The 14,178-nt window shown below is 73.4% G+C and carries 12 protein-coding genes and 1 riboswitch; of the genes, 4 read left to right on the forward strand and 8 right to left on the reverse strand.

The genetic code is table 11. The annotated features are described in order from the left end of the window. Nucleotides 1-40 precede the first annotated feature (40 nt). Complete coding sequence (locus tag BLU82_RS20520) at nucleotides 41-934, forward strand: aminoglycoside phosphotransferase family protein (protein WP_197682356.1); 894 nt, start codon at nucleotides 41-43, stop codon at nucleotides 932-934. A gap of 65 nt (nucleotides 935-999) precedes the next feature. Here BLU82_RS20520 and cobF read toward each other — a convergent pair whose 3' ends face one another. The 6 genes from cobF to BLU82_RS20550 form a co-directional block, all read right to left on the reverse strand. After that, nucleotides 1,000-1,782 (reverse strand): precorrin-6A synthase (deacetylating), encoded by a 783-nt coding sequence (cobF, locus tag BLU82_RS20525; RefSeq protein WP_092622944.1) that lies wholly within the window; start codon nucleotides 1,780-1,782, stop codon nucleotides 1,000-1,002. Beyond that, nucleotides 1,779-5,363 carry a cobaltochelatase subunit CobN gene (gene cobN / locus BLU82_RS20530; protein WP_092622945.1) on the reverse strand — a complete coding sequence of 1,195 codons (3,585 nt, stop codon included), beginning with the start codon at nucleotides 5,361-5,363 and terminating at the stop codon, nucleotides 1,779-1,781. The genes cobF and cobN overlap by 4 nt, the downstream gene beginning before the upstream one ends. Beyond that, entirely contained in the window at nucleotides 5,360-6,085 is a 726-nt protein-coding gene (locus tag BLU82_RS20535; protein WP_092622946.1) for a ferredoxin, read from the reverse strand. Before BLU82_RS20535 ends, cobN begins: the two co-directional genes overlap by 4 nt. After that, nucleotides 6,082-6,843 carry an ABC transporter ATP-binding protein gene (locus BLU82_RS20540; protein ID WP_092622947.1) on the reverse strand — a complete coding sequence of 254 codons (762 nt, stop codon included), beginning with the start codon at nucleotides 6,841-6,843 and terminating at the stop codon, nucleotides 6,082-6,084. The genes BLU82_RS20535 and BLU82_RS20540 overlap by 4 nt, the downstream gene beginning before the upstream one ends. Next, on the reverse strand, nucleotides 6,840-7,814 hold the full coding sequence (locus BLU82_RS20545) for an iron chelate uptake ABC transporter family permease subunit (protein ID WP_092626078.1): 975 nt from the start codon (nucleotides 7,812-7,814) through the stop codon (nucleotides 6,840-6,842). Before BLU82_RS20545 ends, BLU82_RS20540 begins: the two co-directional genes overlap by 4 nt. Nucleotides 7,815-7,900: 86 nt before the next feature. Continuing rightward, the gene (locus BLU82_RS20550; protein ID WP_092622948.1) at nucleotides 7,901-8,896 is read right to left on the reverse strand and encodes an ABC transporter substrate-binding protein; all 996 of its coding nucleotides are present in this window, start codon (nucleotides 8,894-8,896) and stop codon (nucleotides 7,901-7,903) included. Nucleotides 8,897-8,952: 56 nt separating this feature from the next. Then, nucleotides 8,953-9,132, reverse strand: a riboswitch (cobalamin riboswitch). A 77-nt stretch (nucleotides 9,133-9,209) separates the two neighbouring features. On the opposite strand from BLU82_RS20550, the gene BLU82_RS20555 reads away from it, so the two are divergent. Genes BLU82_RS20555 through BLU82_RS20565 form a run of 3 tightly spaced genes read left to right on the forward strand, consistent with a single transcriptional unit; the run spans nucleotide 9,210 to nucleotide 12,246 of the window. Beyond that, nucleotides 9,210-10,088 (forward strand): sulfite reductase subunit beta, encoded by an 879-nt coding sequence (locus BLU82_RS20555; RefSeq protein WP_092622949.1) that lies wholly within the window; start codon nucleotides 9,210-9,212, stop codon nucleotides 10,086-10,088. After that, nucleotides 10,085-10,735 carry a precorrin-8X methylmutase gene (locus BLU82_RS20560; RefSeq protein ID WP_092622950.1) on the forward strand — a complete coding sequence of 217 codons (651 nt, stop codon included), beginning with the start codon at nucleotides 10,085-10,087 and terminating at the stop codon, nucleotides 10,733-10,735. The genes BLU82_RS20555 and BLU82_RS20560 overlap by 4 nt, the downstream gene beginning before the upstream one ends. Further along, the gene (locus BLU82_RS20565) at nucleotides 10,732-12,246 is read left to right on the forward strand and encodes a precorrin-2 C(20)-methyltransferase (RefSeq protein WP_092622951.1); all 1,515 of its coding nucleotides are present in this window, start codon (nucleotides 10,732-10,734) and stop codon (nucleotides 12,244-12,246) included. Before BLU82_RS20560 ends, BLU82_RS20565 begins: the two co-directional genes overlap by 4 nt. Here the strand turns inward: BLU82_RS20565 and BLU82_RS20570 are convergent. Together BLU82_RS20570 and cbiE are read right to left on the reverse strand one after the other, a co-directional pair. Further along, on the reverse strand, nucleotides 12,198-12,965 hold the full coding sequence (locus BLU82_RS20570; RefSeq protein ID WP_092622952.1) for a cobalt-precorrin-4/precorrin-4 C(11)-methyltransferase: 768 nt from the start codon (nucleotides 12,963-12,965) through the stop codon (nucleotides 12,198-12,200). The genes BLU82_RS20565 and BLU82_RS20570 overlap by 49 nt on opposite strands. Continuing rightward, complete coding sequence (gene cbiE / locus BLU82_RS20575; protein WP_197682357.1) at nucleotides 12,962-14,176, reverse strand: precorrin-6y C5,15-methyltransferase (decarboxylating) subunit CbiE; 1,215 nt, start codon at nucleotides 14,174-14,176, stop codon at nucleotides 12,962-12,964. Before cbiE ends, BLU82_RS20570 begins: the two co-directional genes overlap by 4 nt. Nucleotides 14,177-14,178: the final 2 nt, after the last annotated feature.

The raw sequence follows: 14,178 nt of genomic DNA on the forward strand, positions 1-14,178 counted from the left end.
TGTTCGCCCTGGTGCGCGTCGCGAGCTGACGCAGGCGCGCATGGGGCGGCTGCCCACGACGGGAGGGCACAAGCAGATGGAGGCAGCGGCGGCGCGGCGTGCGGTGGACGCAGCGATATCGACGGTCTCATCGCTCGACTTGACGGTCAACGACGCGGTCGTTCTCAGCGACTCCAATCGGCTCGTCGTTCACCTGACGCCATGCGACATCGTCGCTCGAGTCACACCCGTGACACATTTCGCGAGCGCAGAGCGAGAAGTCGAACTCGTGAAACGGCTCATGCAGACGGACAGCCCAGTTGCCGCGCTCGAGGCTCGCGTCCACCCACGCGTCTTCGTGCGTGGCGGCTTCAAAATCACCCTGTGGACCCACTACGAGCCAGTGCAGGCTCGAGTGCCCCCGCCGGCCGATTACGCGCAGGCGCTCGAGAGTCTTCACGCCGGCCTGCGGCAACTCGACCTCACGACACCGCACGTCATGGATCGCGTCGCCGCTACTCAACGAGACGTCGCGAGCCGTGACGTCACCCCCGATCTTGCCGATGCGGACCGGGTGCTGCTCGCCAACACGCTGCGCGATCTGCGCCAGTCGATCGTCGACCGGCGCCCTCCCGAGCAGCTACTCCACGGCGAGCCGCACCCGTGGAACGTGCTCAACACGAAGAACGGGCCACTCTTCATCGACTTCGAGAACACCGCCGAAGGGCCAGTCGAGTACGACATCGCGTGGGTGCCCGAAGAGGTCGGCGAGCGCTATCCGAACGCTGACGAAGACGTGGTGGGCGACTGCCGAGGCGTCGTCCTGGCGATCATCGCAACCCACCGCTGGAGCCGCGATGACCAACACCCCAGCGGGAGGCCATCAGGATTTGCGTTCCTCGACGCTCTGCGGGACGGTCCGCCCTGGCCGGCGCTCGACGATGTCACCTGGTAGCGCCCCGCCGTATGGATCGCGCTGTGGTCGCACCCGAGCGCCTCTGGGCCAATCCGAGGCGCTGGTCACGTGAGGGTGACGGACCGGTCGGCGGCGAGCGGCCCGCGGGCACCACGCAGCAGGTAGACGTCCATGAGCCAGCCGGCGGCGGACTTCACCGCGGCGCGTGCCTCGTGGATCTCGGCGAGGACGTCGCCGACGCGTCCGGCGACGAGCCGCTCGTGCGGCGTGCCGAGGTTGGCGCCCCACCAGATGTCCCAGTCGCGCAGGTCGTCCAGGTCGAGGCGCGCGCTCAGCATGACCAGGACGTTGTCCGCCCCCGCGGCGACGGCCTCGCACAGCCGGCGCGCGGTCGTGACGGTGACCGGCCGGCCGATGTCGTGGAGCACGATCCGGTGCCGCGCGGCCAGGAGCTGCAGGCTCGAGACACCCGGGATGACGTCCCACTCGAAGCCGGCGTTGCCGCGCGCGAGCACCTTCTCGACGATGCGGATGGTGGAGTCGTAGAAGGCCGGGTCGCCCCAGACGAGGAACCCCGCGTCGCCGTCGTGGTCGAGCAGCACCCGCTCGTACGCCGCCGCGCGGGCGTCGTGCCAGTCGGTGACGGCGCCGAGGTAGTCGCCGGTGGCCGCGACCGACCGGTCGCGTTCCGGGTCGGGCACCGCCACGACGCGGGCGGCGCCGACGTGGCGGTCGAGCAGCGCCTGCCGGGCGGCGAGCAGCGGGTCGTCCGGGCCCTTGTCGGCGACCACGAAGTACGCCACCGAGCGCATCGCCGCGACCGCCTCGAGCGTCACCTGCTCGGGGTCGCCCGGGCCGACGCCGATGACGCGGACCCGCCTCGTCACGCGCGGTCCTCCAGGTCGCCCTCGACGTCGAGGTAGACCTGCCGCATGGCGTCGAGCACCGCGGGATCCGGGTCGGCCCACAGCTCACGCTGGGCGGCCTCGTCGAGCCGCTCGATGATGCCGCGCAGCGCCCAGGGATTGGCCTCCTTCAGGAACGCCTGGTTCTGCTCGTCCAGCACGTACTCCTTGGCGAGGGCCTCGTACATCCAGTCGTGGACGACGCCGGTCGTGGCGTCGAAGCCGTAGAGGTAGTCGACGGTCGCGGCGAGCTCGAACGCGCCCTTGTAGCCGTGGCGCCGCATCGCGCCGATCCAGCGCGGGTTGACGACGCGAGCGCGGAACACCCGCGTGGTCTCCTCCTGCAGGCTCCGCGTGCGGACGGCGTCGGGCGTGGTGGAGTCGCCGACGTACGCCTTGGGGTCCGCGCCGCTCAGCGCGCGCACGGTCGCGACCATGCCGCCGTGGTACTGGAAGTAGTCGTCGGAGTCGGCGATGTCGTGTTCCCGGCTGTCGATGTTCTTGGCGGCGACGGCGATGCGCCGGTAGTTGGCCCGCATGTCGTCGGCGGCCGGGACGCCGTCGAGGTCGCGGCCGTAGGCGAAGCCGCCCCAGGCGGTGTAGACCTCGGCGAGGTCCTGGTCGTCGCGCCAGTTGCCGGCCTCGACGACCTGCAGGATGCCGGCGCCGTACGAGCCGGGCTTCGAGCCGAAGATGCGCGTCGTCGCGCGGCGCGCGTCGCCGTGGCCGGCCAGGTCCCGCTGCGCGTGAGCGCGGACGTAGTTGCGGTCGTCGGGCTCGTCAAGTTCGGCGACCTGCCGGATCGCGTCGTCGAGAATGCCGATGACGTGCGGGAACGCGTCGCGGAAGAAGCCGGAGATGCGCACGGTGACGTCGATGCGCGGGCGGCCGAGCTCGTCGAGCGGCACGACCCGCAGGCCGTCGACGCGGCGCGAGGCCTCGTCCCACGACGGTTCGACGCCGATCAGCGCCAGCACCTCGGCGATGTCGTCGCCCGACGTGCGCATCGCGGACGTGCCCCAGACGGACAGCCCGACCGATCGCGGGTACTCCCCCGTGTCGGCCAGGTGCCGCTCGATCAGCGAGTCGGCCATGGCCCGGCCGGTCTCCCACGCCAGCCGGGACGGCACCGCCTTGGGGTCGACGGTGTAGAAGTTGCGGCCGGTCGGCAGCACGTTGACCAGCCCGCGCAGCGGCGAGCCCGACGGCCCGGCCGGGACGAACCCGCCGTCGAGGGCGTGCAGGACGGCGCCGATCTCGTCGGTCGTCTGCGCGAGCCTCGGGACGACCTCGGTGGCCGCGAACTCGAGGATGCGCACGACTACGGGGTCGTCGTGCACCGTCACGGCCGCCGCGGGGTCCCAGCCGTGCTCCTCCATGGCCTGGACCAGGGCCGCCGCCTGTGCCTCGATCGCGTCGACGGCGCCCAGCCCGGCGCCGTCCTTCAGCCCGAGGGCCGCGCGCAGACCGGGCAGCGCTCCGGCGTCGCCGCCCCAGATCTGCGTCGCGCGCAGGATCGCGAGCACCAGGTCGACCCGCGTCTCGCCCTGCGGCGCCTGGCCGAGGATGTGCAGGCCGTCGCGGATCTGCGCGTCCTTGACCTCGCAGAGCCAGCCGTCGACGTGCAGGATGAAGTCGTCGAACTCCTCGTCGCCGGGACGTTCCTCCAGGCCGAGGTCCTGGTGCAGCTGGGCGGCGTGCATCAGCGTCCAGATCTGCGCACGGATGGCCGGCAGCTTGGCCGGGTCCATCGCGGCGATGTTCGCGTACTCGTCGAGCAGCTGCTCGAGCCTGGCGATGTCGCCGTACGACTCCGCGCGGGCCATCGGCGGGATCAAGTGGTCGACGATGGTCGCGTGGGCCCGGCGCTTGGCCTGGGCGCCCTCGCCCGGGTCGTTGACGAGGAACGGGTAGATCAACGGCAGGTCGCCGATCGCGGCGTCGGTCGCGCACGCCGCCGACAGCGCGGCGTTCTTCCCAGGCAGCCACTCCATCGAACCGTGCTTGCCGAGATGGACCACGGCATGGGCGCCGAACCCGTGCGCCAGCCACCGGTACGCGGCCAGATAGTGGTGCGACGGCGCCATGTCCGGGTCGTGGTAGATCGCGACCGGGTTCTCGCCGAAACCGCGCGGCGGCTGGATCAGCAGCACCACGTTGCCGGCCCGGATCGTGGCCAGCACGAGCTCGCAGTCGTCGTTGACGAACAGCTCACCAGGCGGCGCGCCCCACGTCTCGGTCACGGCGTCGCGCAGGTCGGGATGCAGCGCCGCGAACCACTCGGCGTACTGACCGGCGCCGATACGGACGTGGCTCTCGTTGAGCTGCGCACTGGTGAGCCACTCCTCGTCCTGACCGCCGGCGGCGATCAGCGCGTGGATCAGCGCGTTGCCGGCCTCGGTGTCGTCCTCGAGGTCCAGCCCAGGCACGTCGCCGGGAGCGCCGAGGTCGTAGCCCTGCTCGCGCATCGCGCGCAGCAGGCGCACGGCCGAGACCGGGGTGTCGAGGCCGACGGCGTTGCCGACGCGGGAGTGCTTCGTGGGGTAGGCCGAGAGCATCACCGCGATCCGGCGGCCGGACGGCGGCACGTGGCGCAGCCGGGCGTGTGCGACGGCGATGCCGGCCACCCGGGCGCAGCGTTCCTCGTCGGCGACGTAGCGCGGCAGCCCGTCCTCGTCGATCTCCTTGAACGAGAACGGCGCGGTGATGATCCGGCCGTCGAACTCCGGGATCGCGATCTGGCTGGCCGAGTCCAGCGGGGTGACGCCGTCGTCGGACGCCGCCCAGTCGGCCCGGCTGGAGGTGAGGCACAGCCCCTGCAGGATCGGGATGTCCAGCGCCTTCAGCCGCTCGACGTCCCACGACTCGTCGTCGCCGCCGGCGCTGACGGTGCCGGGCCGGGTCCCGCCGGCCGCGAGCACCGTGACGATCAGCGCGTCAAGGGTGCCGAGCTCGGCGAACAGGTCGTCGGGGGCGGCCCGCAGCGACGAGCTGAAGATCGGCACCCCCACCGCCTCGCCTGTGGCGTCGACGGCGTCGGCGAGGGCGTGCGCGAAGCCGCTGTTGCCGCTCGCCTCGTGGGCCCGGTAGTAGAGGATGCCGATGCGCGGCCGGTCGTCCGCGACCTCCGCCCGCTCCGCCACGCCCCACTCGGGCAGCACCATGGGCGGCTCGAAGCCGGTCCCGGTCAGCAGCACGGTGTCGGAGAGGAACGCGTGCAGCTGCGCGAGGTTCGCGGGCCCGCCCTCCGCGAGGTAGCGATGCGCGTCGGCCGCGATGCCCACCGGCACGGTCGAGTGGCTCATCAGCTCGGCGTCAGGGGGCTGCTCGCCGCCGAGGACGACGACCGGCGCACCGGCCGCCCGCACGGCGTCGAGTCCGTCGCGCCAGGAGTCCGCCGTGCCCAGGATGCGGACCACGACCAGGTCGGCGGTCTCGATCGCGGCCGGGAGATCGGCGACGACGTCGAGGCGCGCGGGGTTGGCCAGCGCGTAGTCGGCGCCGCTCGCACGGGCCGACAGCAGATCGGTGTCGGACGTGGACAGCAACGCGATGCGCGTCATCGTTCCTCCTCGGGTTTCACGGTTCTGGCCAGCCGCCGGTCCTGGACCGGCCGGCCGGCCAGCAGGTGCTGCTCGACGATGTCGCGGCAGGCCTCGGTGCCCACCCGCCCGTACCAGACGTCGTCGGGATGGACGACGAGCACCGGCGCGTGATTGCACGGGAAGAGACAGCCGGTCTGGGCGACCAGCACGTCGTCGTCGCCGAGCCCCGCCTCGTCCAGCGCGCCGCCGAAGGCGGCCGCCGTCTCGTCGGCGCCTCGGGCGGTGCATCGCGGGCCGCGGCACACCAGCACGTGGTGGCGGTGTCCCGGGACGTCCGCCCAGCCCGGCGACTCCAGCGGCGCCTCCGCGCCACCGACCCGCCCGTCCGCGGACGCACGCGCCTCCTCGACCAGGGCGTCGAGCCGGACGTGGTCGATCGCTCGCAGGACGCCGGGCGCGACGATCAACTCGGGCGCCGGCCCGGTCCGCTCACGCCGCCAGTGCGCGGCGACGCGGCGCAGCCACGACCGCGCGACCGCCCGGCGCGCCAGGCACACCCCGACGAGGACGACCGAGCGACAGCCCTGGTCGGCCAGCCGGCTGAGCTCGGCGGACAGCGACGGCTCGCCCAGCTGGAGGAACGCGAGGGTGCGGCCCTCGCGCGCTGCGGCGAGGGCAGCCAACTCGTCGCGGACCGCGTCCTCGCGGACCGACATCGCGACCAGGACGACGGCGCTCATCGTTCCCACACCACGTGCAGCCGGTCGGCGCCGGCGTGGTGCTCGACGTGAGCGGTGACCCCGTAGACGTCGGCCACCAGCTCGGACGTCAGGACGTCGGCCGCCGGCCCCTGCGCCACGACGCGTCCGGCGTCCAGCACCACGAGCCGGTCGCAGAAGGCCGCCGCGAGATCCAGGTCGTGCAGGGCCGCGATGGTGGTGAGGCCCAGGCCGCGCACGGTCCGCATGAAGTCGATCTGGTGACCCAGGTCGAGGTGGTTGGTCGGCTCGTCCAGGATCAGCGTCGCCGGCTCCTGCGCGAGCGCCCGCGCGAGCTGGACGCGTTGTCGTTCGCCGCCGGACAGCGTCTGCCAGCGGCGGCCCGCCAGGCCGGCGACGCGGCCGATGCGCATCGCCGCCGCGATCGCCGCCCCGCCCTCTGCGGTCCGGGCCGGCCAGCGACCCCGATGCGGGATCCGGCCCAGCTCGACGACCTCGCGGACGCTCAGGTCCAGGTCGGTCGAGGCGTGCTGTTCCACCAGTGCCACCCGGCGAGCCCTGGTCCGCGCGTCCATGGCGTGCAGGTTCCGGCCGTCGACCAGCACCGAGCCGTCCGCAGGGGCGCGCAGTCCGGACAGGACGTGCAACAGCGAGGTCTTGCCCGAGCCGTTGGGGCCGAGCAGCCCGGTGACGGTGCCCGGCTCGCAGGTCAGGCTCACCCCGTCGACGACGCGGCGGCCGGCGACGTCCCAGCTCACCGCGTGGACGACGATCCTCATGCGCGCCTCCTGGCCCGGCGCAGCAGGACGGCGAACACCGGCGCGCCGACGGCGGCCGTGACGACACCCACCGGGATCTCCTGGCTGCTCACCAGCGAACGGGCGGCGGTGTCGGCCCAGACGAGCAGCGTGGCGCCGCCGAGCGCGCTGGCCGGCAGCAGACGGTGGTGCCGGACGCCGATCAGCATGCGGGCGATGTGTGGCACGACCAGCCCGACGAAGCCGATCGCGCCGGTGTAGGACACCAGGCAGGCGGTGAGCAGCGCCGTCACCACCATCAGCAGCCAGCGCAGCCGGTGGACGTTCACCCCGAGGGAGCCAGCCGCGGACTCGCCGAAGGCGAACGCGTCGAGGTCCGACGCGAACGCCATGATCACCACGGCCGCCACCAGCGTCACGGCGACCAGGAAGATCGCCGAACCCCAGCGCACGCCCGCCAGCGACCCCAGCGTCCAGCTCAGCACCCGCCGCGCCGCGTCGCCGTCACCGTTCATGATCACGACGAAGGCCGTGTACGCAGCGCAGATCTGGCCGACCGCGACGCCGGCCAGGATCGTGCGCGCCGGTGGCAAGGCCCCGGTGCGATCGCTCGCGAGCAGCAGCACCACGAACAGAGCGGCCAGCGCACCGGCGAAGGCGCCGGCGGTCAGCATCGCCGAGCCCGTGACGCCGGCCACCGACACACCCAGCACGATCACCATCACGGCGCCGACCGAGGCGCCGCCGGAGATGCCCAGCAGGTAGGGATCGGCCAGGTCGTTGCGGGTCAGGGATTGCAGCACCGCACCGACCATGGCCAGACCCGCCCCGGTCGCGGCTGCGCCGAGGACGCGCGGCAGGCGCAACTGCCAGACGATCTGGTCGTCGAGCAGCGTGACGTCGACGTCGGCCAGGCCCAGGCGCCGGCCGACGACCTCCAGGACCGACCCCACCGGCATGGTCACCGCGCCCAGCGCGAGCGCGGCCACCATAGACGTCAGCAGCACGACCGTCAGCGCGACGATCACGCCGGACCGCCGGGCCCGGGCGACGACCGGCGAGGCGACGGCGGACACCGTCAGCCGATCGGCAGGTCGGCGAGCTGTTCGGAGACGCGGGCCGCGCCGTCGAGGACCCGGACGCCCGGCGTCGTCTCCGAGAACGGGATCGTGACGTAGCTCCCGGCTCGGACCGCGCGCAGCTGGCTCAGCACGCGGTCGTTCTCGAGATAGGCGATCTTCTCGTCCGCGGTCGACCACGAGGCGTCCGCGAGCACGATCACGTCGGGATCGGCGGCGATGACCTGCTCCCAGCTGACGTCGGCCCAGTTGCCCTTGATGGAGGCGAACGGGTTGGTCGCTGCGACGGTGTCGATGATGATCTGCGGCGCGCCGGTGCCGACGCCGGTGTAGGGCACCTTGTCGCCCGAGTCGTACCAGAAGATCGACAGTCCTTCGCCGGCCTGCTGGGCCTCGATCTCGAGCAGTTCGCTCTGCTGGCTCTCGATGAAGTCCTCGGCTCGGTCCTCGACATCGAACAGCGTCGCGATGTCGCGGACCTCCGCCCACACGTTCTCGAAGCTGGCGGGCCTGCTCGTCTCGGGCGTGCCGCAGCTGAACGGCGACACGTACGCCGCCACGCCCAGGTCGGCGAGTTCCTCCCGCGAACCGGCGGTCTTGTCCTCGAAGGCGCTGATGTAGGAGCCGTAGACGAAGTCCGCCCCGCGGCTCAGCAGCTCCTCGCGGGACGGCGCGCTGTCGCCCTCGATGACCGGGATCGCCTCGTAGGCGTCGGCCCATCGCTCGGCGACCGCGTCGTCGAGTCCGTACGTCGCCAGCAGGTGGTCCTGCAGGCCGAGCGCGAGCATCACCTCGGTCGCGCCCTGGTAGACGGTGACGACCTGCGCCGGCGCGGCCTCGACCGTGGTCGTGAAGTCACAACTGGTGACGCTGGCCGGGTAGTCGCCGCTCGCGGCGACGGCGTCGTCGTCCTCGGGTGCCCCGGCGCAGGCGCCCAGCAGGGCCACTCCGGCCACCAGGCCGGCCGCCGTCCGGGCAGGAAGGAACGAAGTCATGGCGGTTCTCTCGGTCCGGAGGCATATGTCGCGATGCCTGGTGGTCGGGTGTCGCGGACGCGAGGTCCACGGCCAGCAGGTCTTCGGACTCGGGATCGACCGGACGGAGCGCCTTCCCAGACTCGCGTCCAGTGGCGTCGTGCTCCGTCCGTCACCCTCACCGCTGCGCGTCAGTCCCGGATTCGCACCGGGTTCCCTGGCTCATTGCTGAGTTGACTGGCGAGACGAACCTAGCAGGGTGGGTCACATACGCAACAGGGCGGTGTGACCCTTCCCACTCAGCCGCCTGCGACGTGCGTGGCACCATCGTCGCGTGACGATCCGTTCCCGCCCCGACCGCTGCCCCGGGGTGCTGCGGCCGTGGATCGCCGACGACGGCGCCCTGGTCCGGCTGCGCCTCGTGGGCGGGGTGCTGCCGACGGACGCGCTGAGATCACTGCTGGTCATCGCGGCCGCACACGCCGACGGGACGGTGCAGCTGACCACGCGCGGCAACCTCCAGCTGCGCGGCATCGAGCACGCCGGCGGGTGCGTCGCGCCGTCGCTCGTGGACGCGCTGGAGGCCGCCGGGCTGGTGCCGTCGCGCAGCCACGAGCTCGTGCGCAACGTCATGGTCTCGCCGATGACCGGCCGGCTGGGCGGCCGCGCCGACCTGCGGCGCACGGCCCGCGAGCTCGACCGCCTGCTCTGCGCCGACCCCGCGTTCTCGGCGCTGGCGGGCCGGTTCCTGTTCGTGCTGGACGACGGGCGTGGCGACGTCGCCGCGCGGCCGCTCGACCTCGGGCTCGTGGCCGTCGACGCCCACACCGCGCAGATCCGGGCCGGCTCCGGCCACTGGGGGCCGCTGGTGACACTCGACCACGCCGCGGAGGCGCTGCTCGACCACGCCCGCGCGTTCCTCGCCCGCCGCGGCGAGGGCGGGACGGCGAGCTGGCACGTCGACGAACTGCCCGGGGGCGGGGCGGAGCTGCTGGAGCATCCGCCCGCCCGGGACCCGCGCACCCACGTCAGCGCGCTGCCGCCGCCGTACGGCATCATGACGCAGGACGACGGCCGTGGCGCCCACCATCTCGCGGTGCCCGATGGCCTGCTCACCCCCGAGCTCGCCGCGACCGTCCTCGAGCGCGCCGGCGCCGAGGTGATCGTCACGCCGTGGCGCAGCATCGTCGTCCCCGACCTGGAGATCCCGTGAGCGCCACCCGACCGACCCGTCGCTTCGACTACGCCGCCGACGGCGCGGCGATCTATGCCGAATCCTTCGCCACGATCCGGGCCGAGTCCGACCTGTCACGGCTGCCGGCCGACGCCGAGAAGGTCGCCGTCCGCATGGTGCACGCCTGCGGGCAGGTCGACCTGACGGACGACCTCGACGTCCACCCGCGCCTGGTCGGCGCCGCGCGCGACGCGCTGCGGGCGGGCGCCCCGATCCTGACCGACGCGACGATGGTCGCCGCGGGCGTCACCCGGGCCCGGCTCCCCAAGGACAACGACGTCCTGTGCCTGCTGCACGACGAGCGGGTGGCGGCCCTGGCGACGGCGTGGTCGACGACCCGTTCCGCGGCGGCGGTGTCGCTGTGGGCCGACCGGCTCGACGGCGCCGTCGTGGCCTTCGGCAACGCGCCCACGGCCCTGTTCCACCTGCTCGAGATGCTGCTGGACGGTGCGCCGCGGCCCGCGGCGATCATCGGCCTCCCGGTCGGCTTCGTCGGCGCGGCCGAGTCCAAGCAGGCGCTCGCTTCGTTCGAGCTCGACGTCCCCTTCCTCACGGTGCACGGACGCCGCGGCGGGTCGGCGATGGCGGCCTCCGCCCTCAACGCGCTGGCGCAGGAGCAGGAGTGACCGGCCGTCTCTACGGTGTCGGCCTCGGCCCCGGCGACCCCGAACTGATCACCCGCAAGGCGGCCCGCCTCATCGCCGAGGCCGACGTCGTCGCCTACCACGCCGGTGTCGGCAAGCAGTCCAACGCGCGCCGCATCGCCGCCGAGCTCATCCCGGCCGACGCGATCGAGGAAGAGCTGCGCTACCCCGTGACGACGGGGACGACGACGCATCCGGGTGGGTACGCCGGCGCGATCGCGGACTTCTACGAGGAGTCGGCGGCACGCCTCGCGGCGCACCTCGAGGCCGGCCGCACCGTCGTCGTCCTCGCGGAGGGCGACCCGCTGTTCTACGGCTCGTACATGTACATGCACGACCGCCTCTCCGGCCGCTTCGACACCGAGGTCGTCCCCGGCGTCACCTCGGTCGCGGCCGCCACCGCGGCCGTGGCGTCGCCCCTGGTGCGGCAGACCGACGTCCTGACGATCCTGCCCGGCACGCTGCCCGAGGCCGAGCTCGCGCGCCGGCTCGCCGACACCGACGGCGCGATCATCATGAAGCTCGGCCGCACGTTCCCCGCCGTCGTCTCGGCGCTGCGTCAGGCCGGCCGGCTCGACGGCGCGCTCTACGTCGAGCGCGCCTCGATGGCCGAGGAGCGCCGGCTGCCGGTCGCCGACGTCGACCCGTCCTCGGTTCCGTACTTCTCCCTGATCGTCGTGCCCGGCGACACCGTCCGGTTCCGACGTGCGCCGGCAGCGCGCATGGCGTCGCCGGCCGGCTCGATCGGCGAGCTCCTGGTCGTCGGCCTCGGCCCCGGCCCAGACCACTGGATCACTCCGGAGGTCACCGACGCGCTCGCCGGCGTCCGGCACATCGTGGGCTACGCGCCGTACGTCAATCGGGTCCCGCAGCGCGAGGGGCTGACTCGCCACGCGTCGGGCAACACCGTCGAGATCGACCGGGCCCGGCTGGCGCTCGACCTCGCGAAGAACGGCGAACGGGTCGCGGTGGTCTCCGGCGGCGACGCCGGGATCTTCGGCATGGCCGCCGCGGTCTTCGAGGCGGCCGAGGACGAGGCCTACGCCGACGTGCCGATCCGGGTGCTCCCCGGCGTCTCGGCGGTCCAGGCCGTGGCGGCCCGCGCGGGTGCGCCGATCGGCGGCGACTTCGCGGTCATGAGCCTGTCCGACCGCCTCAAGCCGTGGGAGCTGATCGAGCGGCGGCTGCGCGCCGTCGCGGCGGCCGACCTGGTGCTCGCGATCTACAACCCGGCATCGCGGACGCGCACTACCCAGGTCGCGGCGGCGAAGGCCGTCCTGCTCGAGCACCGTGACCCCGACACCCTGGTCGTCGTCGGCCGCGACGTCGGCCGGGCCGAGGAGTCGCTGACCGTCACGACCCTGGCCAAGCTCGACCCCGACGCGATCGACATGAAGTGCCTGCTGCTGGTCGGCGCGAGCGGCACTCGGACCACGGCTACGGGTCAGGTCTGGACGCCGCGCTTCACCGAGCGGTCGCGCGCCGGGTCGTAGAGGAACGACTCCGCACCGCGGACGTCCTCGGCCACCGCCGCGCCGACGAGGATCACCGCGGCCTTGCGCAGACCCGCGGCCTCGACCTGGTCCGCGATGTCGTCGAGCGTCCCCCGCAGCACGACCTGGGCCGGCTGACTGGCGTTGGCCACGACGGCGACGGGGCAGTCCGGCCCGTACGTCTGCGCGAGCTCGGCTGCGAGCACGCGGGTGCGGGTGATCGCCAGGTGCAGCACGAGCGACGCGCCGGTCGCGGCGAACCGGTCCAGCCGCTCCCCCGCGGGCATCGCCGTCGACCGCGCCTGAGTACGGGTGAGCACGACGGACTGGACGACCTCCGGCACCGTCAGCTCGACTCCGAGCAGGGCCGCCGCCGCGGCGTACGCGGGGACGCCGGGCGTGACGTCCCAGGGCACGCCGCGGGCGTCGAGGCGCCTGGTCTGCTCGTGCAGCGCCGAGTAGATCGACGGGTCTCCGGAGCAGAGCCGGACCACCTCGAGACCCGCGGCGTGGGCGTCGACGATCCGGTCGGTGATCTGGTCGAGGTCGAGATGCTGGGTGTCGACCAGCTGCGCACCGTCAGGGCAATGACCGAGGACCGCCTCGTCGATGTAGGTGCCCGGGTACAGGCAGACCCGCGCGGCGTTGAGCAGCGCGACGGCGCGCAGTGTCAGCAGGTCGGCCGCGCCGGGGCCGGCTCCGACATAGTGGACGGTCATGTCTCCTCCTTCGTCACGGCCCACTGGGTGATGGCGCGCGACGGGGTCCAGCCGGTGAAGGACCCGATCGGGGCGGCGTGTTCGACGTGGATCCGGGTGAGCTCGCCACCGTGCCGGGCGTACCGCTCGGCCAGGACGGTCTCCGTCTCGAGGGTCACGCCGTGGACCACGAGCCGTCCACCCGGTCGCAGCGCCGCCCAGCAGGCATCGAGGAGGCCGCCCTCGGTCGCCCCTCCCCCGACGAAGATCGCGTGCGGGCGGTCCAGGCCCTCGAGCGCCGCGGGCGCGCGTCCGGTCACCACCCGCAGGGCGGGGACGCCCAGCGACGCGGCGTTGCGGGCGATGCGGGCTGCGCGGTCGTCGCGCGACTCGATCGCGACCGCGCGGCAGGCCGAGTGCGCTCGCATCCACTCGATGGCCACCGCGCCGGAACCCGCACCGACGTCCCACAACAGCTGACGCGGCAGCGGCGCCAGCCTGGCCAGGGCCGACGCGCGCACGTCCCGCTTGGTGATCTGGCCGTCGTGCTCGAAGGCGTCCTCCGGTAGCCCGGCGGTGAACCCGCGGACCGCGGCGTCGGAGCCGGCCAACTCGACCGCGACGACGTTCAGGTCGGGCGCCGCGCGCTCGCCCCACGAGTCCGCGACGCCGTCGACACGCGACTCGGATTCGGAGCCGAGGTCGGCGAGCACGCTCATGCGGCTGGCGCCGTAGCCGGCCGCCGTCAGCAGCGCGGCGACGACGGCGGGTGTCGAGCCGTCCGACGACAGCACGATCAGCCGCAGGCCGGGCGCGAGCGATCGGGCGACGACGTGCGGGTCGCGCCCGACCAGCGTGACGACCTCCGTCGACTCCGCCGGCCACCGCAGCCGGGCGCGGGCCAGCGCGACGGACGACAGCGCGGGAACCACCTCGACCGCTTCGGCGCCGAGCAGCTCCACCAGCGTCGTCGCGATGCCCGAGACGAGCGGGTCACCGGAGGCGAGCGCGACGACGGGCCGTCCGGCGTACCGTTCCAGCAGCTCCGGCAGGCCGTCGCGCAGCGGCGACGGCCAGGTCTCGCGCCGCTGACCAGGCACGTCCGGGAGCATCTCGAGGTGCCGGCGGCCGCCGAGGACCACCTCGGCGTCCTCCAGGAGCGCGCGGGCGCCCGACGCGAGACCGGCCCAGCCGTCCGCGCCGATTCCGACCACCGTCACCCGGGTGCGCATGG

The organism is Jiangella sp. DSM 45060 (assembly GCF_900105175.1).
In the GTDB taxonomy this organism is placed as follows: domain Bacteria; phylum Actinomycetota; class Actinomycetes; order Jiangellales; family Jiangellaceae; genus Jiangella.

Excerpts from the sequence above, each read along its gene's own strand:
- BLU82_RS20520 (WP_197682356.1), top strand. The coding sequence starts at position 41 with ATGGGGCGGCTGCCCACGACGGGAGGGCACAAGCAGATGGAGGCAGCG.
- cobN (WP_092622945.1), bottom strand. The coding sequence starts at position 5,363 with ATGACGCGCATCGCGTTGCTGTCCACGTCCGACACCGATCTGCTGTCG.
- BLU82_RS20535 (WP_092622946.1), bottom strand. The coding sequence starts at position 6,085 with ATGAGCGCCGTCGTCCTGGTCGCGATGTCGGTCCGCGAGGACGCGGTC.
- BLU82_RS20540 (WP_092622947.1), bottom strand. The coding sequence starts at position 6,843 with ATGAGGATCGTCGTCCACGCGGTGAGCTGGGACGTCGCCGGCCGCCGC.
- BLU82_RS20545 (WP_092626078.1), bottom strand. The coding sequence starts at position 7,814 with ATGGTGGCCGCGCTCGCGCTGGGCGCGGTGACCATGCCGGTGGGGTCG.
- BLU82_RS20550 (WP_092622948.1), bottom strand. The coding sequence starts at position 8,896 with ATGACTTCGTTCCTTCCTGCCCGGACGGCGGCCGGCCTGGTGGCCGGA.
- BLU82_RS20570 (WP_092622952.1), bottom strand. The coding sequence starts at position 12,965 with ATGACCGTCCACTATGTCGGAGCCGGCCCCGGCGCGGCCGACCTGCTG.
- cbiE (WP_197682357.1), bottom strand. The coding sequence starts at position 14,176 with ATGCGCACCCGGGTGACGGTGGTCGGAATCGGCGCGGACGGCTGGGCC.